The organism is Paenarthrobacter sp. 10N417, assembly GCF_056394745.1.
This window is the reverse complement of sequence record NZ_JBFTIL010000015.1, coordinates 84,428-105,243: the sequence shown is the minus strand read 5'-3', so window position 1 is coordinate 105,243 and position 20,816 is coordinate 84,428. Positions and strand designations below refer to the sequence as shown.

At 61.3% G+C, this 20,816-nt stretch carries 18 protein-coding genes and 1 tRNA gene; 7 read left to right on the top strand and 12 right to left on the bottom strand.

Annotated features, from left to right (window positions below):
- Positions 1 to 10 precede the first annotated feature (10 nt).
- The 6 genes from AC1DCM_RS18030 to AC1DCM_RS18005 form a co-directional block, all read right to left on the bottom strand.
- On the bottom strand, positions 11 to 841 hold the full coding sequence (locus AC1DCM_RS18030) for a DNA-formamidopyrimidine glycosylase family protein (protein WP_442017382.1): 831 nt from the start codon (positions 839 to 841) through the stop codon (positions 11 to 13).
- Positions 834 to 5,741: an ATP-dependent helicase gene (locus tag AC1DCM_RS18025; protein WP_442017381.1), complete on the bottom strand. Its 4,908-nt coding sequence runs from the start codon at positions 5,739 to 5,741 to the stop codon at positions 834 to 836. The genes AC1DCM_RS18030 and AC1DCM_RS18025 overlap by 8 nt, the downstream gene beginning before the upstream one ends.
- Positions 5,742 to 5,796: 55 nt before the next feature.
- Positions 5,797 to 6,426, bottom strand: coding sequence for a DUF4232 domain-containing protein (locus AC1DCM_RS18020; RefSeq protein WP_442017380.1), 630 nt, complete (start codon positions 6,424 to 6,426; stop codon positions 5,797 to 5,799).
- Positions 6,427 to 6,540: 114 nt separating this feature from the next.
- A complete protein-coding gene (locus tag AC1DCM_RS18015; RefSeq protein ID WP_442017379.1) occupies positions 6,541 to 7,278 on the bottom strand; it encodes a YcnI family copper-binding membrane protein in 738 nt (245 codons plus the stop codon).
- Positions 7,279 to 7,378: 100 nt separating this feature from the next.
- Entirely contained in the window at positions 7,379 to 7,996 is a 618-nt protein-coding gene (locus AC1DCM_RS18010; RefSeq protein WP_442017378.1) for a hypothetical protein, read from the bottom strand.
- A 138-nt stretch (positions 7,997 to 8,134) separates the two neighbouring features.
- The gene (locus AC1DCM_RS18005; RefSeq protein WP_442017377.1) at positions 8,135 to 8,695 is read right to left on the bottom strand and encodes an SRPBCC family protein; all 561 of its coding nucleotides are present in this window, start codon (positions 8,693 to 8,695) and stop codon (positions 8,135 to 8,137) included.
- 151 nt (positions 8,696 to 8,846) lie between these two features.
- Here AC1DCM_RS18005 and AC1DCM_RS18000 point away from each other — a divergent pair, with 151 nt between their 5' ends.
- Entirely contained in the window at positions 8,847 to 9,509 is a 663-nt protein-coding gene (locus AC1DCM_RS18000) for a hypothetical protein (RefSeq protein WP_442004703.1), read from the top strand.
- A 429-nt stretch (positions 9,510 to 9,938) separates the two neighbouring features.
- Here AC1DCM_RS18000 and AC1DCM_RS17995 read toward each other — a convergent pair whose 3' ends face one another.
- Positions 9,939 to 10,985: a glycosyl hydrolase family 28-related protein gene (locus AC1DCM_RS17995; RefSeq protein WP_442017376.1), complete on the bottom strand. Its 1,047-nt coding sequence runs from the start codon at positions 10,983 to 10,985 to the stop codon at positions 9,939 to 9,941.
- A 421-nt stretch (positions 10,986 to 11,406) separates the two neighbouring features.
- Positions 11,407 to 12,990, bottom strand: a complete 1,584-nt coding sequence (locus tag AC1DCM_RS17990; RefSeq protein ID WP_442017375.1) for an ArnT family glycosyltransferase — start codon at positions 12,988 to 12,990, stop codon at positions 11,407 to 11,409.
- 306 nt (positions 12,991 to 13,296) lie between these two features.
- On the opposite strand from AC1DCM_RS17990, the gene AC1DCM_RS17985 reads away from it, so the two are divergent.
- On the top strand, positions 13,297 to 13,785 hold the full coding sequence (locus AC1DCM_RS17985; protein ID WP_442004705.1) for a hypothetical protein: 489 nt from the start codon (positions 13,297 to 13,299) through the stop codon (positions 13,783 to 13,785).
- A 209-nt stretch (positions 13,786 to 13,994) separates the two neighbouring features.
- On the opposite strand, the gene AC1DCM_RS17980 is transcribed toward AC1DCM_RS17985, so the two are convergent.
- Positions 13,995 to 14,996, bottom strand: a complete 1,002-nt coding sequence (locus AC1DCM_RS17980; protein ID WP_442004706.1) for an Abi family protein — start codon at positions 14,994 to 14,996, stop codon at positions 13,995 to 13,997.
- Between the two features lie 297 nt (positions 14,997 to 15,293).
- Positions 15,294 to 15,383: transfer RNA gene (locus AC1DCM_RS17975), tRNA-Ser, on the bottom strand.
- 171 nt (positions 15,384 to 15,554) lie between these two features.
- Here AC1DCM_RS17975 and AC1DCM_RS17970 point away from each other — a divergent pair.
- The 4 genes from AC1DCM_RS17970 to AC1DCM_RS17955 are packed head-to-tail and all read left to right on the top strand — an operon-like array spanning position 15,555 to position 19,194.
- On the top strand, positions 15,555 to 16,556 hold the full coding sequence (locus tag AC1DCM_RS17970; RefSeq protein WP_442004707.1) for a zinc-dependent alcohol dehydrogenase: 1,002 nt from the start codon (positions 15,555 to 15,557) through the stop codon (positions 16,554 to 16,556).
- A gap of 3 nt (positions 16,557 to 16,559) precedes the next feature.
- Positions 16,560 to 16,958, top strand: a complete 399-nt coding sequence (locus AC1DCM_RS17965) for a 6-pyruvoyl trahydropterin synthase family protein (RefSeq protein WP_442004708.1) — start codon at positions 16,560 to 16,562, stop codon at positions 16,956 to 16,958.
- Entirely contained in the window at positions 16,959 to 17,966 is a 1,008-nt protein-coding gene (locus AC1DCM_RS17960) for a glycosyltransferase family 4 protein (protein ID WP_442017374.1), read from the top strand.
- 4 nt (positions 17,967 to 17,970) lie between these two features.
- Positions 17,971 to 19,194: a DNA glycosylase AlkZ-like family protein gene (locus AC1DCM_RS17955; RefSeq protein WP_442017373.1), complete on the top strand. Its 1,224-nt coding sequence runs from the start codon at positions 17,971 to 17,973 to the stop codon at positions 19,192 to 19,194.
- Between the two features lie 21 nt (positions 19,195 to 19,215).
- On the opposite strand, the gene AC1DCM_RS17950 is transcribed toward AC1DCM_RS17955, so the two are convergent.
- Both AC1DCM_RS17950 and tadA read right to left on the bottom strand, forming a co-directional pair.
- A complete protein-coding gene (locus AC1DCM_RS17950; protein ID WP_442004711.1) occupies positions 19,216 to 19,596 on the bottom strand; it encodes a VOC family protein in 381 nt (126 codons plus the stop codon).
- Positions 19,597 to 19,617: 21 nt separating this feature from the next.
- A complete protein-coding gene (gene tadA, locus AC1DCM_RS17945; protein WP_442004712.1) occupies positions 19,618 to 20,154 on the bottom strand; it encodes a tRNA adenosine(34) deaminase TadA in 537 nt (178 codons plus the stop codon).
- A gap of 22 nt (positions 20,155 to 20,176) precedes the next feature.
- Here tadA and upp point away from each other — a divergent pair, with 22 nt between their 5' ends.
- Complete coding sequence (gene upp / locus AC1DCM_RS17940; protein ID WP_442004713.1) at positions 20,177 to 20,812, top strand: uracil phosphoribosyltransferase; 636 nt, start codon at positions 20,177 to 20,179, stop codon at positions 20,810 to 20,812.
- The last annotated feature ends 4 nt before the right edge of the window (positions 20,813 to 20,816 follow it).

The following is a 20,816-nucleotide window of genomic DNA, read 5'->3' as shown; positions in this document are numbered from 1 at the left end:
TACCCACGGACTACGGGAGGGGTTGGCATCTGGGACAGAAGTAGATGTCGCGCTCCTCGGTTCCATCCGGCGCTGCAAGGACGTCGCGGCGAATAGGCGTTCCGCAGCGCCTGCATGGCTGGCGTGCCCTGCCGTAAACCCAGTAGCCGGGCCTCATCGCCCGGGGACCCAAGGTGGTCCGCAGGCCTGGACCGAGGTTCTCGCCCAGGAGTCTCTTGGCATCGTTGACGGTCTTGGCGAGATCCGGCACTGAGCCCACAGGCAACGCGGGGTGGATTCCGGAAAGGAAGCATGATTCGCAGCGGTAGATGTTGCCGATCCCGGCCAGCTTCCGCTGATCGAGCAGGGCGTAGCCGATGGGGACGTCGGGTTCAGCCTGGAGCCGGCGGAGGGCTTCTTCCTCATCCCAGTCAGGGCCGAGCAGATCAGGCCCTAGGTGCCCGACGATCCGATCTTCCTCGCCACTTGGCACCACCTCGAGAATGCCCAACGAGAACCCGACCGCATCAGCGGAAGCCGTCCGCAACACGCATCGTGCAGTGTGCCCCGGTTTGGTCCAGCGACCTCCCGGCGGGTAGACCATCCAACTCCCTTCCATCTTGAGATGGGAGTGGATGGTCAGCTCACGGGGTTTCCTGCTCGCTCCAGGTTCCTCGTCCTCAGGCCCCACCAAGCGCATGAGCAGGTGTTTACCTCGGGGAACCACCTCGGTCATTGTCCAACCCGCAAGGTTCAAGGTGGCGAAACGCGGCACCCGGAAGTCTGAAGCTGTAATGACCTGCCCGGCCAAGGCCGCGTTGAGGCGCGAGGCTGCCCGCCAAATGGAATCTCCCTCAGGCACGGATCCGCAGCCCCTTCGGAGTTGAATACGCTCCTGCGGCCGCAAGCGCTGCAGCAATCGGCGTATCCAGGAGGTCGTGACCGTTGACCTTCTCCATGAAAAGCTTGTCCACCGCTCCGCGACGCACCACATCCACCAAGGCTTCGGCAGCGACCCCTAGGACGGCGTCGTCATGGCTGAAGGTGAGAAGAGTCTTACCGCCGCGCTCAACGTAAAGGACCAACGCGCCGTCGACCATCACCACCAGAGCGCCGGCCTTCCGTCCGGGGCGGTGTCCGGAACCGGCGTCGACGGACAGCGCCGGCCAAGGCAGCGCTGCGCCGTAAGGGTTGGCCGGGTCCGTGGCTGCGAGTGCCAAAGCCGCGGGTTCTGCCTTGGCGATGCGCGCATCTTCGGTGAAGGAACGCAGCCTATCCACCGTTGCGGGGACGGCGAATTGGGCGGCACCCAGATGCTCGATGAAGTAGCCACGGCGGCAACGCCCGGCTTCCTCGAGTCTTGCCAGGACTTTGTACATGAGCCCGAAACCGCCAATGATGTTCTCGGCCATGACCGACCCCCGCGTGACCACGCCATACCGGTCCAGCAGCAACTCGGCGGTGCCGCGTGCATGGATGGTCGGGTCAAGTTCGGGCGAAGGCAGCGCGGACCAGCGTCCTACGGCTGATGGCGGGGCGGGAGCGGTGCCGGAGACGGAACCATAACGCCCACCTGTAAGCCCGGGGGATCCCAGAAGGCCCGTGCCGTGGGAGCGCCCCAACCTGCTCATTCTCGGGGCACGGGCGCGAGGTGCCTTGGCGACCTGCCGGTGTGCTGTGCGCCCGCCGGCGATCATGGCCCGCACCGGAGCAAAGGTGTCGCCGGTGACGCGGCCGGCCCACACCAGGTCCCAGAGTGCCGAGACCACGGCGTCATCGCTCAACACAGAGTCCATTCCGCCCGCCACCTCAGTGAGTTGGCGGAAGAAGTAACCGCCTCCTGCACCCAAGTAGTCCAGGAGCCGTTGTTGGGCATCGCCGGGTTCGAAATCGGGCGCCGGATTGAGCGTCAGCTCGGCGGAGTCAGCCACGTGGAGCGTGATCCAGCCGTCGTTTCCAGGCAAGGCCCCAGCCCCGGACCACAGCAACTCACCGGCGGCCATCAGTTCGTCCAACATGGCGGGCTTGTAGTCCGCCACGCGGCTCGAGAGCACCAATGGCTCCCATGCGGAAGCGGGGATGGGAACGCCTGAGAGTTGATCGACCGCCGTGATGATGCCGTCGAGTCCGCGCAATGCCTGGCTCCGGGATTTCCCCGGTGCCGTCACGTTCTGCCACGCCGGCAGGAACCGCCCATACGCGGCAGTGTCAACGGGCTCAACCTCTGCGCGCAAAGCAGCCAGCGAACGACGCCGGAGCTTCCGTAGGACCTCGGCATCACACCATTCGCTGGACGGCGGTGCGTCTGCGGACATGAGCTCTGGATTTGCCGCTTCCACCGTGCTGCTCTCCGTCGCCACGGCATGCGGCCGGAACTCACCCTCCACAACACGGCCATCGGCCGCGAGCCGCTTCAGTGCAGTATTGACGACGGCGACGCCAAGTCCCAGCCTGGACGCGGCCTCGGCTGCTGTGAACGGTCCGTGGGTGCGCGCATACCGTGAGACGAGATCGCCCAGGGGATCGTGGACAGGCTCAATGAAGGCAAGCGGCACGCCCATGGGCAGGGGAACACCGATGGCGTCGCGCAGACGGGCGGCATCTTCCACTGCTGCAAAACGTTCGACGCCGCCGATCGTTACCTTCAGCGCCCGGTTGGCTTTCTGGAGTGCGGCAAGGTGTGAGCCCGCATCCGCCGCTTCTTCAAGACGCTCCATCACTTCCTCGACGCTGAGTGGACCAAGGAGCCGGAGGAGGTCAGCGACACCTTCCATTCCGCGCACGCGACGGTCCGGCACCAGACGCTGCAGCTCGCGTTCCGTGGCATCGATGACCGCCGCGTCAAGAAGCTCGCGCAACTCCACCCTGCCCAAAAGCTCATTGAGCAGCGTGGAATCCAAAGCGAGGGCCGCCGCCCTACGCTCGGCCAAGGGGGAATCGCCCTCGTAGAGGAACTGTGCCACATAGCCAAACAACAGGGACTTCGCGAACGGTGACGGCTGCTGGGTGGTGGTCTCCACAATGCGCAGTTCGCGGCGCTCGACGGATGCGGCGATGTCCTTGAGGGCGGGCAGATCGTAAACATCCTGCAAGCATTCCCGGACGGTTTCGAGCACGATGGGGAACGACGGGTACTTCCGGGCGACGTCCAGCAATTGGGCAGAGCGTTGACGTTGCTGCCACAGGGGTTGGCGCTTGGCGGGGTTTTGGCGGGGCAGCAGCAGCGCGCGGGCGGCACACTCACGGAACCGGGAGGCGAACAACGCGCTGCCCCCAACCTCAGCGGTGACGATCTGTTCCAGTTCTTCGGGATCGAAGAGGAACAGCTCGGCGCCGGGTGGCTCGTCCTCCATCATGGGGACGCGAAGAACGATGCCGTCATCGGCGGCCATGGCTGAGCCATCCAAGCCGTAGCGCTGCTGAAGGCGTTGACCAACGGCCAGAGCCCACGGCGCGTGAACAGGCATGCCGAAGGGGCTGTGCAGGACAACACGCCAGTCCCCGAGCTCATCATGGAAGCGTTCCACGACCAATGTTCGATCGCTGGGAACGATGTTCGTAGCCTGCTTCTGTTCTTCCAGATATTGCAGCAGGTTGCCGGCAGCAAAGGCGTCGAGCCCACTCGCTTGGCAGCGCTCCATTGCCGGCGCAGGATCGGCCGCGGAGAGTTCGCGGATGAAGGCCCCCAAAGCGCGGCCGAGATCCACCGGACGGCCGAGCGAATCGCCTTTCCAGAAGGGGAGCTTTCCCGGTTGGCCGAAAGCAGGGGAGACCAAAACGCGGTCGTGGGTGATGTCTTCAATTTTCCAGCTGGTGGCTCCGAGGGCAAAGATATCGCCTACCCGTGATTCGTAAACCATTTCTTCGTCGAGTTCACCAACGCGGCGTCCACCCTTCGCGGCACGGGCGGAGGCGCTGGGACCTTCCCCATCGGCGTTGGCAGAGGATGAGGATCCTTCAACTTCCGTGCCGATGATGTACACGCCGAAGAGGCCTCTGTCAGGAATGGTGCCGCCTGAGGTGACGGCAAGGCGCTGTGCCCCTGGTCTGCCCTCAATAGTTCCTGCATGCCGGTCCCAGATAATGCGTGGCCGAAGTTCTGCAAATTCGTCGGACGGATACCTGCCGGCAAGAAGGTCCAGCGTGGCCTCAAATGCGGACCGGGGCAGGCTGGCAAAAGGCGCCGACCGGCGGACCGTGCTGAACCATTCCTCGACGTCGATGCTGCCCAGGGCCGTAGCGGCCACAGTTTGCTGGGCAAGGATGTCCAAAGGATTCGTGGGGATGCTTAGGCGCTCGATTTGGCCGCTTAGCATCCGTTCGACTGTGACGGTGGTGTGAAGGAGGTCAGCCCGGTGCTTGGGGAACAACACGCCCTCGGAGATCTCGCCCACTTGGTGGCCGGCACGCCCTACACGCTGCAGGCCGCTGGCTACCGAGGGCGGTGACTCTACCTGGATGACCAGGTCCACGGCTCCCATATCGATGCCAAGTTCCAGAGATGAGGTGGCAACGACGCAGCGCAGCCTGCCTGACTTCAGGTCATCCTCGATCATGGCCCGCTGGTCCTTGGAGACCGAACCGTGGTGGGCGCGCGCCAAGACAGGATCTGCTCCGCTCGTGCTGCCGGCCTGGGCCATCATATGGGCCGGCGTCGCCGTGGACACGGGAGCGCCCGCTGACTTGGTGGCCGGCCCGGTGCCCCAGCTTCCCGAATCCTCTGCGTTGTCGGGAGCGCCCCACTCTCCTCCGGCCGCGGCCAGCATTTGCCGTTCGGCATAGATCTCGTTCAATCGGGCTGTCAGCCGTTCGGCCAGGCGGCGTGAGTTGGCGAAGACGATGGTGGACTGCTTGGAAAGGACAAGATCGCCAATCTGTTCCTCAACATGGGGCCAGATGGATGCTTGGGGTTGAAGCCCGGAAGCAGGGCCGGAGTCAAAGGCGCCCGCAGCCCCTTGGAGGTCCGACATGTCCTCCACAGGCACAGTGACTGTGAGATTCCAGTTCTTCTTGGACGGCGGGGCCACAATTTCCACAGGGGCTTGGCCCGCCAGGAACTGGGCTACAAGCTCACGCGGCTGCACCGTAGCAGAGAGGCCAATCCGCTGGGCCGGCTTCGGTAGAAGAGCATCCAGCCTTTCCAGAGACACCGCAAGATGGGCCCCACGCTTGGTTCCTGCGACAGCGTGAACTTCGTCAATGATGATGGTGTCTACTTCGCTCAGCGTTTCCCTGGCACGGGACGTCAGCATCAAGAACAGGGACTCCGGCGTAGTGATCAGGATGTCCGGCGGGTTCGATAACAGCGAGCGGCGATCTGCCGCCGTCGTATCTCCGGAACGGACGCCGACTGTCACCAGTGGTGCCGGGAGCCCTAATCGCTTGGCAGTTTGCGTTATCCCGATGAGCGGTGAGCGAAGGTTCCGCTCCACGTCAACACCCAGTGCTTTAAGGGGCGATATATAAAGGACGCGGGTCTTTGTCTTGGGACGCTTCGCGCGGCCCTTCCCGTCGGGGACGGACTCCAATCCGGGCAACGTATCCGACGGCGTGGAATGCAACCGGTCTAAGGCCCAAAGGAAAGCGGCGAGGGTCTTACCGGAACCAGTGGGGGCCACCACCAGGGCATGCGAGCCCGACGAGATAGCGTTCCACGCACCATCCTGGGCGGGAGTGGGCGCGGAAAAAGCGCCAAGGAACCATTCCCTGGTTGCCTGGCTGAAACGGCCTATGGCGCCGATGGACGCCTGCTGCTCCTGCATTCCTCCATCATGCCCCACGGCTCAGACAGAATAAGCCCGAGCCGTGGGCTGATGGTTAGACAGCCTGGAAGGCAGTGATGGTCAGGAGTTTGATGCCTGCGTTGCTGCAGGCATCGTGTTGCTCAGCGACGAACAGTGACGCTGTGTCGTTAGGCGGGTAGATGCGGTAACCAGCCGCCGGAACCTTGGTGCAATCGCCATAGTTTCCAGCCTGGGTGTAACGCAGTTCAGCCCACGCCGACTTCCCTGGGGCAAGCTCGATCTTGGTGACGGGCGTAGTGGTTTCACGGGTAGCGGGCTCACCGATAGGGGCGCCGTTGGCATCGGCCGTCAGGGAAACTCCCGCGAAGCCTTCCAAGGTGCAAGGCGTGGTTCCGGAGTTCGTCAGGATCAGTTTCTCGTAGATGCTCCCAGCAGCGCCGCCGCCGGTGGAATCAGTGGCGGCGGTGAGGGAACCGGCCTTGCATTGGCCTTCGGCCGCAGGCGCTGCGGAGGTGGCCGTTCCGGACGGCGAAGGCGAGTTGCTCGCGCTGGGAGAGGCCGACGTCGGAGATGCGGAAGAGGAGGTGGGAGGGGCGCTGCTGCTTCCAGCCGGGCTTGGGCTTGGCCCACAAGCAGCAAGGAGCAGCAGCGAGGCTGCGGCCGTCGTCGTCACAAGTCCAGTTTTGATGCGCTGAGTCCACATGGGCACCAGCCTTGCGCCGGGTGTGACGGGAGTCAATTGAGCCACGGCAAGGAAATTGGATTGGCGTCCGGATCGTAATCTTTCCGAACGCCAATCCTCTAAAGGTTCACGCTTTTACTTGGCGTCGTCCTTGACTGCTGCTGTCTTTGCTGACCGGCCGCGGAAGAACGCGGCGCCGCCCAGGCCCAAACCAGCGATGCCGGCGATAAGGCCGGCCCAGCTGCGGGCCTGTGATCCATCGTCGGTTACCGATGACGCCTGCTCGGTGGACACCGTGCCTGCTGCGTGGTGGTCACCTTCGGCTTCGGCAGGTGTGATGGTGACGGACGGGGCCGGTGCTTTGAGCTCGTGCTCGTCTTGTCCATCCTTTGGGATCTCCGACCAGTCAGTCTGGCCCTGCTCGCAGGTCTGCAGCGTGGGGAAGTAGAGCGTCTTGCCCGCGGCGTCGGGCAGTTTGACCGAGAGAACCAAAGCATCACGAAGATGCGGGTCCAGCGGGGCCTTGGCTGTGTAGACGATCTGGCTGGTCCGCTTGGTGATGGTGGTGCCATCGTCCAGCTTCTTCGGTGCGGGCAACGTCTCCGTGACCTTCTCAACCGTCCAATTTGGGTTGACCGTGGGCTGGGCATCGGTCAGTTCCTCGGGCAACGAGATAGCGACTTTTGTTGTGCCAAACGTGTCGCAGCCGTGGGGGATACCGAACGTCAACAGTGCGTACGAGTTGGCAGCAGTCTTGTTTGGATCGGCTGATACATGTGCGGATGCTCCGGCGAGGCCGGCCATCATCAGAACAGCGGTTCCGCCAGCGGCGGCGGTCGCGGACAGGGTGCGGCGGAGGGTGGACTTCTTCATGGGATTGCCTTTCGGGGGCGCCAGTGTCGGCGCTGGGTACGGGTTTGTGGCCCGTCACCAAGGGCGTCTGCTGAGTGCGTTGCGCTGGTGCCGGGCGGAATCAGGGAAGAACGACGACGGCGGGCGGGCCGCGGCGGCTGTCTTGCCTCAGGTTCCGCCAAGGGCGCGGCAGGAAAACGTCAGGCGCGCCGACTGCGATAGGAGAGGCGCCGGCGTCGGGCCTGAACAGCAGGGTTGGCAGGGCAGCTAAAGGACGCAGCCAGGCCCCCAGCTGCCACAGCGCATCCTCGCCCTTGGCCAGGATCACGGCAGAGCCGATCGTGGCCAGGATGTGGCCAGCCAGCATCGCGGTGCCCAGGGTGGTGCCGAGCTCATGGACGTGGGGCGTCGCTGTGTAGAGCAAGGGAGTCAGAGGTTCGGCAGCGTGGTGCGAGTTCCCTGGAGCTGTTGCCGTTACTGGACTCAACGCCGTGAAGGCCTCATGGAGCACGAGCTGGCTGGTTCCAAGCAAGGCCGTCATGGCGGTCAAGTTGAGCTTGAAGCGCGTAGCCAGCGTCGCGGCCAATCCTGTCAATGCGACAAGGGCCAACAACACCACGGTAGTGGGTAGTTCCCCGCCGCCGATCACGTGAGCCCCAGCTGCAAGAAGCACTATGACGAGCGAGATCGCACCGGACCGCAACGCATGGAAGGGTGCCCGGGGCTGCAATGAGCGCACGGAGTCCTCCCTCGATCGTCTGGCCGGATGCTGCCTGGTGTCAGCGTCTTGATTCTATCGGGAGTTCGGAGCCGGACTGGCCTCGGATGGGTGCCTATGTGGATACTTTGCGCGCGTGTGGAGATGCTGGCCCCGGGTTTATTGCTCTGAAAGTCGGCCCTTGGTACGCACAAACGTTGGTCCCGGTGGTTCCGGTATGCGGCTGGGATCCGCACCGGGCCGACGACGGCGGAGCTCAAGTTTCAGGCTTTCCTCGCCGCGCGCCATGGCCCAGTGGTGATTGGCCGAGAACGCAGGCTTCAGCAGCCAGCTCAGCTTTCGCAGGAGTGGCTTCGCTGTGCTGACCCGCCAGTCGTAGGTGATGACGACTTCCGGGCCGTCGGTTTCGAATGTCCAGCGGCCCCTGCCGTTGAGGTCTCCCTCGGCTTTGAGCGCAAAGCCGTGCAGGGTAATGGGTTCGGTAACGGTGAGCCGCCAACGCAGGGTGTACGGGAGCCAGCCCTTGGTGTGGAGGTCGAACGAGGCGCCCACGCCGTCCGCGTTGCCTTGCGCCACGGGTGTCACCTTGAGGTACACCGAGGGCCACCACTGTTTGAGGGTGGCCGCGTTACCGAGGACATCCACCACTTCCTCGCGCGTTCCGGCCACTCTCCAGACCGTCAGGAACTCGTAGTCGGTGCTTTTGCTGGTTCGTTGCATTGACCTGGCCATTGGTGCCTCCGCTGCTAATCGTACCGAGAGGTTGGTCCCGGCGCCTTAGCTTTCCAGGAGCGGCCCGATCTCACTTTTGGTGAGCTCTCTGCTGATGCTCAAAAGGGCGACTCGCGCTGGCAGATTGAGGATGCAGATCTTGCCGACACTAGGCTTGGCGATTGTGTACATAGGTCATTTCGCCGCAGCTGCTGTCATTCTCGCAGTGGCGCCTGAAACGCCCGCCTTACCAATCGCGGTCGCAGTTGCGTGGCCGGACATTGTTTGGCCCGCATTGGTCTTCGCTGGCAAAGAGTCGGTGAAAGTGGACCCCAATAATCCGTTGCAATCCCGCGTCAAATTCACTTCATACCCATACTCGCATTCGCTGGTCCTCGGTGGTGCGCTCAGCATTGTGCCTGCACTGCTGGCTGGCGTGATCTACCAGAGTGTCCTTGTGGGTGTCCTGTTCTGGGTTGGCGTCCTGTCTCACTGGCTTCTGGATGTGGTGGTCCACCTCCGGGACCTTCCAGTTCTTGGCTGGGGCCGGAGTGATCGACGTGTAGGTTTTGGTTTATGGAGCCGCCCTCGACTGGCATTCGTCCTGGAGTATGCGTTCTTTGCCGTAACTGTTCTTTTGGTGGCGCCTCCCTCGATGTTCGCCGGACTGCTCGGCGGAGGGTTGCTGCTTCATTTGTTCAATATCAACTCGTTCTTCGGCTTTACCAAGAAGAACCCAGTCGGCACGCCCAGACGCTTCGCTTTGCTTGCACTGGTGGGCTATGCCATCGCGATCATCTGGTTCACGATGTCCTGGCAGTAATTTACCGATGAGAAATGAACGGTTATATCCAGGCTGTTGGCACTGCGGCAGTTTCCTGACCGAGCACACCGCCATAGGAATCGACGGTGATGCTGGCTCCCCGGGAGGCCCGCTGCGCTGAGCTGTGGTCCTATCTCAACACTTGTGTGTTGTCTAAGCACTTATCCGTAGGGGTGCGACTCGGCAAAGGTGTCGGCGATTGCATCGTTGTGGCGGATGCAGGCCCAGATGTCCCTGAAGACACCTCCACCGGGTTCGCAGTGGAAGTGGATACTTCACAGGCAGGATCGCCTGGTTGCGCACACGAAGAAACAGCGAGAAGCCCTAAAGTCGCGGCCAGCAAAGTGGCTCTCAGAAACCGTCGCCTAGCACGCATTGAAGCTCCCAAGGATTACAGGGAAACCTATCAGGATTAGTTACCGGGAGCAGTCAATCTCCGCACGTCGCGGTCAGAGTGTTCCTGAGGTTCACATTCCCCGTGCCGGCCGGAAGGTTGTAACCGCCTGAGCTGCAGGCCGTGTTGTCCGTCATTGTCACGTACCTCACCGCGCGCTCGAAGTCGATGGCCCCTCCGGCAGTCTGGATGTCGTTGTTCCTAAAGGTGTTCCCCACGATCTGGATGTGATGGATTTGCTGCGTTCCATCGTAATAAGCGTCGTGCAGCCCGCGTGGGGAACCCCAGACGGTGTTACCCGTGAGATCAATGTTGTAAATCACGCCGGATCCGCCAGCGAGGTCGATCCCGGCGCCATGACGACCGCCGCGCACGTCGTTGTTCGCGATCCTGACGTCGTGAACGTCCTCGGCGCCGTACGTGTGGATGGCGATTCCGTCATCCCCATCGGTGCCTTTGCGTTGGTCAACGACGTTCCCAACAATGTCGCCGTTACTCGTGTTCATTGCGTGGATGCCGTCCAGTTCAACATATTTGCCGTTGGTTGTAGATTCAGTGCTGCTGTCCTTGACGCACCAGGTGGAACCGCCGACGAACGCAATTGAGTACGTCAAAGGGTTTTTCGTGTGAACACCTTGGACGAGCGAGTTCAACGAGTCGCGGACGTCAATCATGTACTCATTCAACCGGCCCGTGACGTTGCCGTTCAGAGTGTCACCTGACTGATCTGCAGTGAAGTTCGTCAGTGTTGTATTGTCGGCCCCTGCCGTCGTCACGATCGGAAAACCGCCCGCCGGACCGCTGTTGTTCATGAAGGTTGGCCCGGCCTTCAAAACGGTTGTTGGCCCGGATCCTTCGAGTTTCACATTGCTCGCCATGCGAAGTTTGCCGTTGATAACAAACGTCCCCGCAGATAGTTTCACAACGCCACCGCCGGCCGCGCCTGCCACATTGATCCTGCCTTGGATGGCGGCCGTATCGTCGATGGCGTCATCTGGAGTGGCCGTGACGGGGTAAAGGTTGGTCGCGCTGCTACCCGTGGCACCACTTAAAGTGCAGGACGACGTAACTGCAAGAGGCACGAAATTCTGAACCGATGTCGCAGTCGCGGCGGGCGCTGCCGGCGTCATTGCAATCAAGACCAGAAGTGTAGCGCTTGCAGAAGTTACGAAATGGAGCAGGCGCTGGCGCTTGCTCCGACTCCTACCTGACACCTTTGCAGCTGCCGGAGAAGACTCATCATTTGCACCACACGGCGGCGACGAGTGGAGCCCAGAGCTGTCGATGTAATAAGTCATTGATTTAGTGTCCGATCAAATTCTCGAGGCTGATGACTACGACGCGGATCGTTCACTTGTCCCGGTCGCCTTTACTTCTTTAGTGCCTGCAGCTCTGTAAACGTGACGTGAAGAACGACTTCCCAAGGGTGTCTCGGCTGGCATCTATTCAGGCGTGGGCCGTGCTTCATGCCTGGGATCCGGCCATGAGATTAGAATCCTGCCTCTACCGGTATCCGCCATTTATCGGTGGCAGGATCGTCCCTCCGGCGACTGCGGCGTCCAGCTTAGTTCGGTCCAGCTTCCAAATGACCGTCTCACCTGAAGTGGGTCCGGTAAAAATGAAAACCGGCTGAGCATTGCCCTCCAGCCAGTCCAGGAGTTCAGGAGCCGCGAAGCCGTAGCCCTCGCTCAGCGGCCTTCCCTGAGTCAGGACGTACTCGGCGCCAGCGTTCCTTAACGACTGCAACGAGGGCAAAACCTCCCAACCTTCGTGTGGCATTAGTGCGAATTCACCGGTTACCGACGTCAACCCCACCTTGGAAGATCCGGGCAGTTCGGCGTTCATCCAATCTCGTGCGCGGACAAGCCCGTCGTCCACGACTGACCTTGCCTGTAGGCCCAAACCGAGACTGAGAACTGCCACGACTGCCACTGCGGCAGTTGTGATCCTGCGAAGTCGGGGTCGCCACGAAACCAACATCGCCAGAGCCACCGGCGTTGAAACCAGGGCTGCAAGAACAACGCAGTATCCAAATTGTTCTTCTGCCGCCCCAAAGAAAACTGAATAGATGCCCACGAAACCTGTGAAAAGCGAAAACAAGCCAATGACGCGCCGACTCGTCACCTGTGAGGTGACGGCCACGGCACCGGCCAGAATCGATAGCCCCAGGAGCAGATAGCTGGTGCCGAACCGGCCAGCCATGTCTATAAGCCGTTCTGTCAGGTTCACGCCCGGAACTGAATTGAAGCCGGTCATTTGAACGGCTCCCATCATTCTTAGAACGCCCACCGACTTTTGTTCGATGAACTGCGGAAGCAGGCCGTTTGCTCCGATCACGCCTAGATAGATCAAATAGGGCACGGCGGAAACGACGAGGATTCGCAGAGCTGTAAGCAGTGGAACGGTTCTACGCCAGAACGTGGCGGCCACGAGCGGGACGACAGTGAACGCAGCAGTCATGTCTTTGGTGACGATTGCCAGCCCGAAGACCAACCCGGCGCTGAGTTCAAGCCACAAGCGTGTGCGGTCCCACTTGCGGTCTATCAGGTGAAGGACGAGTAGCCATCCCGACAGTACAGCCAGGCCAGCTGGAGTCTCCATCATCAAGCGCCCGTCCATGCGGAGGACAAAGGGATCACTGGCCTGTATGACGGCAGCCACCGCAGCTGGTCCTACTCCGACCAGACGGCGCACCAACAGAAAGCAGACAACCACCGTCAATGCTCCGAGGACCGTGTTGACCCAGCGCAATTGCAAAGCCAGGTCCATGGGGTGGCCCTCAAGACCGAGCACGCGTATTACGAGCGCGTTCAGAGCGTACGAGGCCGGGGGATGAAGAAAAAAAGGGTTGCCGAGAATTGATGGCATTTTCCCATCAGCAATTTCTCTGGCGAGGTCCGCGTAAGTAACCTCGTCGATAAATACATCGTTCGCCCGCTGAACGCCGAACACCCGGAACAGCAGGGCCAGTAATCCCACAAACACCGCGATCCACCAAGGATTTCGAAGCGTCCTGGAAGACATGATGGCCAAGCTCCGCACTCGAAAATGGGGCGGAGATGCTTCGGCTTGATCCAGCGAGTTCATGACGCTCCTCAGCGTGGTTGGATGCGCTACATGCACGATTTTCAAAGGTAATGTATTTTTCTCGATTCAAACAATCGAGCTTTTTCCTTGCAGTTTGGTGGTGGTAAGCATTTAAAGATTTAGTCTCGATTTGATTAATTCTTTAGTTTTTCGCGTCACGAAATGAAAGTTAGGTTTAGCGTCCCCTGGACCGCTGCGAGGCTGGGTCCTTTTTGGCAGCCGTGCCCTTGAACATAAGACGCAGGCTGCTAAATTGTTCTCGATGGGGGCGCATCGGGTACTCCCTGGAATCTTCAGGGGTCCCACATGAGCATGCAGTTTCCGGAGCCAACTGCTCCATCAACCACAGAAGCCGGTGCACTGGAAGCGAAGAGATCCCGCAACGGGCGGACCGGCGTCGGCCTCTGTCTGATCTTTATCGGCCTGGCATGGGTACTGCTCTTGTGGCGCACGTATGGCGGAGCCAGTTCGGAAATTGCCGCTCTCAATGAGACTGAGCGAACAGAACTGATGATGGCTGATGCTCAGAACATCATTCTGACCGCTTTCCTGCTGGCCGTCGGAATCTGGAATGTTGCCACCCGGCGCAGCAACTCCAAAACTCCATTGGTAGCGGCACTGGTCCTGGTCGGACTAGAGCTCGTCCTCGACGTCGTAAGCGTTGTTGATACCGTAACCACCACAGGGGAGATGCCCAACGTCGTCAGCTTGATCTTTCGCGTCGCCATCCTCGCGCAAACCATCAGATTGCTGCGGTTCAAGCCGGTCAATCCGCTCCTATTGCAACTGCCGTAAGGTGCCGTCAGGAGTTCAAACCGCTGGCATGCCTCCTGCCCCCAGTCCACCAAAGAAAAGGCCCGGCAACCCTCATAAACACAGGGAAGCAGGGCCTTTCAAGTGGTGGTGACGGTGGGATTTGAAACCTCTCCTGCATCACCAGTAATACGGAAAGTTCCTAGAATTCCTCTCGATATCTTCCTATGTGAAGTGGAGCCCGAACCGATCTAGTTAGGCTGCCACAGCGGGAGAGTTTCCCACCCCTTCGGACAGCCCATGCTGTACTCCATATCCAGCACGGGGTGGCCTTCCTCCGTCAGCAGTTCGCTTGCTTTCGGGAACTTCTTAAGTTGCGTTCTCAGCGTCGCGGGCCACTGGCTGCCCGAGTCGCGGGACTTCAAGAGGTAGCTAAGAAGGGCCAGTGCGTCATAGAGGCGCTTCTCCCTTGGGAGTGCCGACAGATGCGCCAGCTCGGGGCCCACAGTTGCTGACGGCACCTTAAGTTCATAGGTGAGGATTCGATTCCATAGTCGATGATGGTGCGCGCACACATTTCGCAGCCCGTTCATCGCGAGAAGCCACTTGTGAAATCGTCTGCCGTCGGTCACGCCAAAGTACCTGGCTACAGCGGTCTTGTCGGAGTCAACCAACAAACTGAAGAGGCGAACAAGTGAACCAAAAGTCAGGATCTCGGTCGTCAGCCATATCGGGAGATCGTTGCCGTACTTGATGAGATGGTGGGCGACAAAATCTTCTTCTTTCCCCTGAGTCCGCGCCTCCCTGTAGGTCTTCAGCCAGTGGTCCCAACCCGCCTTGCCCTCGATATCCAGCGCAGTGCAGGCGCCAGTGTCCAAATGAGCGGCATTTAGGTGAGCGAACTGGGAGCGCTTCCCCAAGGTGTGAGCGATAGCGGCCCGGAAGGAGATTTCAAGATCCTGAAGTCCGTCAAGGCAGATTCTTCGTAAGTTCTGATCAAACTTGTATAGGGCTGAGGCATGTTCCAAACAAGTTCCGGGGAAAAAATCCTTGCCACGCATTTGATAGGGCGTTTCCTGCTCGGAGGCGGACGGCAGCGGCACTCGAAATGGATATGTGTACGCCTTCAGGCGAGAATAGCCGATGGTTCTTAGCGTGGTTTCCGCCGTCGACCTGTCGCCAACGTCCATGCCGCGACGCGAAAGAGTCGCTCTAAGTTCGCTGTATTGAAGGTGCGGCTTCTGGTAGGTCACACGCCATCCTAGAACGCTTGTTAAATGAAGACCGGCACTTATCAAGTCTTGATCTGCGAGCAGTCAAAGTCTGAAAGCGGTGCCGGTGTTTATGGACTTCACTATACACGACCCCCAGCCGGGGTGATGGCAGCATCAGAAGTAGCCCCAGGTAGGATCCTTCGAGGTTAGTCCTTCAACCCTCTACGAAGTTGGACAGGTTGTCAGGACAGGTACGGGGTTATGACGTCAAGGGGATCCAAGCAAAGCAAAAGGCCCCGCAACCCTCATAAACAAAGGGAAGCAGGGCCTTTCAAGTGGCGGTGACGGTGGGATTTGAACCCACGTTGGCTTTTACACCAAACAACATTTCGAGTGTTGCACCTTCGGCCGCTCGGACACGTCACCAACTGAAATAGGGTACCGGAGTTCGGGCCCGTTCCCCAAAACGAGCCACAAACGCGCCACAAACGCGCCACAAACGAGCCACCAAGCAGACGCAAGCCAACCACCCAGGAAACGCCGACAACCAACGCCAGCTTCCGCCCACCCCAACCCAGCGATAGATTCATAAGCATCATGACTATCTCGCGCGAACAAGAACACGAGGCCCAGGCCTACTGGGTCACTGAGTCGGGGCACGGTGAGCTGCGCCCGGAGGCCATACCAACGCCGGGCCCCAAAGAAGCCCTCGTCAGGACCCTTTACTCGGGCGTCAGCCGCGGCACGGAGCGTGTTGTGCATGAGGGGCGGGTCCCGGAGCGCGTGGCGGATCTGATGCATGCGCCGCATCAAGAAGGCGACTTCCCCGGCCCGGTCAAGTACGGCTACCTGTCCGTGGGCGTCGTAGAACAAGGCCCGGACAACTGGCTCGGCAAAACGGTTTTCAGTCTGCACCCGCACCAGGATTTCTATGTCGTCCCGACGAATCAGCTCACAGCCATACCGGCCGACGTGCCTGCGCGCCGGGCCGTACTCACGGGCATCGTGGAGGTGGCCATCAATGCCCTCTGGGAAGCCGGGCCCAGGCTGGGAGACCGTGTCGCCGTCGTCGGGGGTGGCTTGGTGGGCGGCGTTCTGGCGACCATACTCCGAAAGTATCCGCTCGGCCGGCTGCAACTCGTGGACGCAGATACGGACAAGAGAGATCTCGCCGAAAAACTCAACATCAACTTCGCGCTCCCGGACGAAGCAGAGAACGATTGCGACATCGTTTTCCACTGCTCCGCCGCCAACGAGGGACTCAAACTGAGCCTTCAACTTGCTGGCGACGATTCCGACGTGATCGAGCTTTCATGGTTCGCTGACAAGGAAGTCACTCTGCCGCTGGGCGAGGATTTCCACGCGCGCAGGCTGACGATCCGCTCCAGCCAAGTGGGCGTGGTGGCGCTGCCGAGGAGACACAGAAGAACCAACGCCCAGCGCCTCGAACTCGCCGCGAACCAATTAAGAGACCCGGTGTTCGACACGTTCCTGAGCAGCGAATGCCAATTTCAGAATCTGCCCACCAGCCTCGTTAAGTTGTTTGAAAAGCCTGGCGGCTTTTGCCATGTGGTCGCCTATCCAAAGCCGGAGGAGTAAGACATGTTCAGCCTGACCGTCCGACGCCATTTCATGATCGCCCACAGCCTTCCCCGCGAAGCCTTCGGCCCAGCGCAGGGCCTCCACGGTGCCACGTTCGTCGCCGAAGTGACCTTCCGCCGCACCGAGCTCAACGAGGACGCAATCGTCCTGGATATTGGCGCGGCAGGCGGCATTCTTGAGGAAATTCTTGAAGACCTGAACTACAAGAACCTCGACGAACACCCTGCGTTCAAGGGCAAGTTGTCCACCACGGAGGCGTTGGCGAAGCACATCGCCGACGCCGTTGCCACCCGGATCCAGAACACAGAGGATGGGCCGGCCCTCAGCGGTATCGACGTCGTCCTTCGCGAGAATCCGGACGCGTGGGCAGGATATTCACTGGAGCTCCCGGTCAAGTAAGTGCACATCCGCTTCCTGGTGCCGGGAAACGTCCGGCATGGTTCCGGCGGGAACAAGTACAACGCCAAACTCGCCGAGCACCTGATGGCCCTGGGCGTCGGGGTCGAGACAGTCATCGTCGACGGCGATTGGCCGGTTGGGAGCGCGGCAGACCGGCGCCGGTTCGCGGAAGTGCTCGACGGCGGCGCTACAGTGATTGCCGACGGTTTGGTTGCGAGCGGGGCCCCGGAAGAGGTGGCGGGCGCGGTGAGTGCAGGAACCAAGGTGTGGGTACTCTCTCATATGGCGCTGGCCGATCACGCGGATCTTGAAGCCCGGGCTCTGGCTGCAGCCTCAGGCGTTGTCTGCCCCAGCGCCCACGCCGTCGCGGAACTGGAAAACAGGCATGGCCTCAAAAACGTGGTGATCGCCCATCCCGGTGTTGAAGCGGCTGAAATTGCCAAGGGCTCGGAACCCCCGCACATCATCGCCCTCGCCGCGCTGCTGCCCAATAAGAGCCAATCAGAACTGGTGGAAGCCCTCGCCACACTGAAGGACCTTCCGTGGGCCGCGGCCCTGATCGGCACGGAACACGCTGACCCGGCGTACGCGACGAAGGTGAGGGCCGCCGTCGAACGTCATGGCCTCCAAAACCGCATCATCATCACCGGCGAGTTGACCGGAGAATTGTTGGAGGATCAGTGGCGCAAAGCCGATCTCAGCATCCTCATTTCGAAGTCCGAGGCGTTCGGCCTGGTGGTGACGGAGTCATTGGCCCATGGCGTACCGGTTCTTGTCCGGCAGGGGACCGGTGCCGTGGAAGCGCTCGGAAGCGCAGGAGCGGGGACGGCGCTTGACCTAACACAGCCCAACAACCTTGCCAGCACCATCCGGAGATGGCTTAGCGACCACGAACTCCAGCAGACCTGGCGCACTGCCGCAATCCAGGCCCGGGCCAACCTTCCCGGGTGGGACACCACAGCAGCAAAGGTTCTGAAAGCCCTCGGAACCGGCGAGGGTGCAGAATAGGGCCATGACGCCCAAAGTCCAGACCATTCCGGCCGCAGCAACCCTCACCGCGGAGCACCTCCGGGCCTGGGCCTGGCACAAACAGGGCCTCGACGGGTCGCTCGCAGGAAAGACATCCGAGGAAGTCCTCGATCACGCCGGATGGGCACGCTCGGTGGGCGGCGCCAATCCGTACCTCACCCTGTTTGCGAGGGCGGGAATCAGTCGGGAACAGGCCGACCGCGATGTCAAAGAACTCAACATCCACGAACTCCCCACTGCCCGCGGCTGCACGTACGTACTGGGCCGGGCCGACTTCGCCTGGGGCCTGCAGATCGGCCGCGACGCCGCCGTTGCACCCTTCAAGGTATTGGCGCGACTCGGCGTGGAGCGCAGCGAGATCACCCTTCTAGAGGACCAAGTGGAGCACGCCCTGCAGGAGTCCAGCGATCCCCTGGATCCCAGGCAGCTCAAGGACCAACTGGGCGATTCTGTCCGGAGCCTCGGGGAGGAAGGCAAGAAGAAGGGTGCAGCCACCACGCTGCCCACGGCCCTGGGCCTGCTTCAGGCCGACGGCCGCATCCGCCGGGTCCCCATCAACGGCCGCCTCGACCAGCAGCGTTATGCCTACACCAAGTGGGGCCTTGGGCCCAGCAAAATCGACGACGACGGCGCTCGCCGCCTCCTGCTCGAACGGTACTTGCGCTGGACAGGCGGAGCGACTCTCAAGCAGAGCCAGTGGTTCACTGCGTTCACCGTAGCCCAGACCAAAGCGGCGCTCGCCGGCGTCGGGGCCGTGGAAGTGGCCACCGCGAACGGTGACGTGCTGTGGATGCTGCCGGACGACGTCGAACGCTTGGCCGACTTCCAAGAACCCGGCGACGAGCAGATCCAGTTGCTTGCAGGCACCGACTCACTGGTCCTCCACAGGCGGAATTCGGCTGAGATGTTCGCAGAGGAGGACAAAGGAAAGAAGGTCCTGGACACCACCCTTGCGCTTCAGGCCGACCTCCCGGATCACCCGATTCTGGACCGGGGCCGGATCATCGGCCTGTGGCAGTATGATCCCGGCAACGAACGCATCGCGGCGTGGACGTTCGCCAAGCCCACTGCCGCAGTCAGCAAGCGCATCGCCGAAATAGAAGCATGGATCCGCGATGAACTCGGCGACTTCAGGTCGTTCAGCCTGGACTCACCGGCGTCCCGGCAGCTACGGATCGACGCCCTCAACGAGGCCGCTGGTCTGTAACGCACTCAGCCCGAAAGGCATTCAGCCCGAACCATACGGCCGGGTGATTGCTTCAAGGAAGTGCCCGTCCGGGTCGCTGAAGTAGATCCCGCGGCCGCCGTCGTTGTGGTTGATTTGTTGCGCACGGGAACGTGCGGGATCGGCCCAATAGGGAATGTGTTCGGCCGTGATCCGCAAAAAGATCGCATCGAACTCCTCTTCGCTGACCAGGAAGGCGTAGTGCTGGGGCGCGATGGTTCCTGTGGCATCGAGGAAATCCAGGGTGACGCCGTTTTCCAAGGAAACAGTGACGAAGGACCACATGAGCTGTGGTGCGGGAAGCCCAAGGATGCGGGCCAGAAACGCAGCCGACGCGTGCTTGTCCGTGGCGTAGACGATGGTGTGGTTGAAAGCGATTGTCATGATTGGCTCCTTACATAGAGCTCAGGCGGGTGAGCGGTGCTCCGCTGCCGGCACACGATGTGTAGCGAAGAAGTCCCGGAGGAGCGTTGCGCATTCTTCCTCGCGCACTCCTGCATACACCTCCACCCAGTGGTTGAGCCGGCGCTCGCGGAGGATATCGAACACCGAACCTGCGGCCCCGGCTTTCTCATCCCACGCGCCAAACACGACGCGGGGAATCCGTGCCAGGACGATCGCCCCGGCGCACATGGCACACGGTTCAAGGGTTACCACCAAGGTGCAGTCCTCGAGCCGCCACCCGTCGCCGCCTTCGCCCAATTCGAGGGCATGGCGTTGCAGGGCAGCCGCGGCCTCGCGGATGGCGACGATCTCTGCGTGGGCGGTCGGGTCCCCGTGTGCTTCCCGTTCGTTGCGCCCTGAACCCAGCACACCGCCGTCGGGTCCTAGAACGACCGCGCCGATCGGCACGTCGTCCGTTTCCATCGCCAATCGGGCCTCGTCCAGGGCGAGGCCCATCCAAGCCATGTGTTCAGCGTGATACGGCTCCGTGGCGCTCATGTCTCAATGATAGTTTTGGACGATGCGCACACTCGTCGTGGACCACCCGCTGGTCGCTCACAAGCTCACCGTACTGCGGGATAAGAACACCCCTTCACCGGTCTTCCGGCAGCTCACTGAAGAACTCGTCACCCTCCTGGCCTACGAGGCCACCCGCGAGGTCAAGACACAGCCAGTGGAGATCGAGACTCCTGTCACAAAGACCATCGGCACGGCGTTCACCAAGCCGACGCCCTTGGTGGTTCCCATCCTGCGCGCTGGGCTGGGAATGCTTGAGGGCATGACCAAACTGGTCCCCACCGCTGAGGTCGGCTTCCTGGGCATGGCCCGCGACGAAGAGACACTGGACATCATCACCTACGCCGAGCGCCTTCCCGAGGACCTCACCGGACGTCAGATCTTCGTGCTGGACCCCATGCTTGCCACCGGCGGCACCTTGCGCGAAGCCATCAAATTCCTCTTCAAACGCGGCGCCTCCGACGTTACGTGCATCTGCCTGCTGGCTGCTCCGGAAGGCCTCGCCAAGTTGGAGGAGGAACTGCAGGACGCCAATGTGACGGTAGTCCTCGCTTCGATTGACGAGAAGCTGAACGACAGGTCATATATCGTTCCAGGCTTGGGCGACGCCGGCGACCGCCTCTACGGCGTGGCCGGCTAATCCG

Excerpts from the sequence above, each read along its gene's own strand:
- AC1DCM_RS18025 (WP_442017381.1), bottom strand. The coding sequence starts at position 5,741 with ATGCAGGAGCAGCAGGCGTCCATCGGCGCCATAGGCCGTTTCAGCCAG.
- AC1DCM_RS18020 (WP_442017380.1), bottom strand. The coding sequence starts at position 6,426 with ATGTGGACTCAGCGCATCAAAACTGGACTTGTGACGACGACGGCCGCA.
- AC1DCM_RS18015 (WP_442017379.1), bottom strand. The coding sequence starts at position 7,278 with ATGAAGAAGTCCACCCTCCGCCGCACCCTGTCCGCGACCGCCGCCGCT.
- AC1DCM_RS18005 (WP_442017377.1), bottom strand. The coding sequence starts at position 8,695 with ATGCAACGAACCAGCAAAAGCACCGACTACGAGTTCCTGACGGTCTGG.
- AC1DCM_RS17990 (WP_442017375.1), bottom strand. The coding sequence starts at position 12,990 with ATGAACTCGCTGGATCAAGCCGAAGCATCTCCGCCCCATTTTCGAGTG.
- AC1DCM_RS17985 (WP_442004705.1), top strand. The coding sequence starts at position 13,297 with ATGAGCATGCAGTTTCCGGAGCCAACTGCTCCATCAACCACAGAAGCC.
- AC1DCM_RS17970 (WP_442004707.1), top strand. The coding sequence starts at position 15,555 with ATGACTATCTCGCGCGAACAAGAACACGAGGCCCAGGCCTACTGGGTC.
- AC1DCM_RS17965 (WP_442004708.1), top strand. The coding sequence starts at position 16,560 with ATGTTCAGCCTGACCGTCCGACGCCATTTCATGATCGCCCACAGCCTT.
- AC1DCM_RS17955 (WP_442017373.1), top strand. The coding sequence starts at position 17,971 with ATGACGCCCAAAGTCCAGACCATTCCGGCCGCAGCAACCCTCACCGCG.
- AC1DCM_RS17950 (WP_442004711.1), bottom strand. The coding sequence starts at position 19,596 with ATGACAATCGCTTTCAACCACACCATCGTCTACGCCACGGACAAGCAC.
- tadA (WP_442004712.1), bottom strand. The coding sequence starts at position 20,154 with ATGAGCGCCACGGAGCCGTATCACGCTGAACACATGGCTTGGATGGGC.
- upp (WP_442004713.1), top strand. The coding sequence starts at position 20,177 with ATGCGCACACTCGTCGTGGACCACCCGCTGGTCGCTCACAAGCTCACC.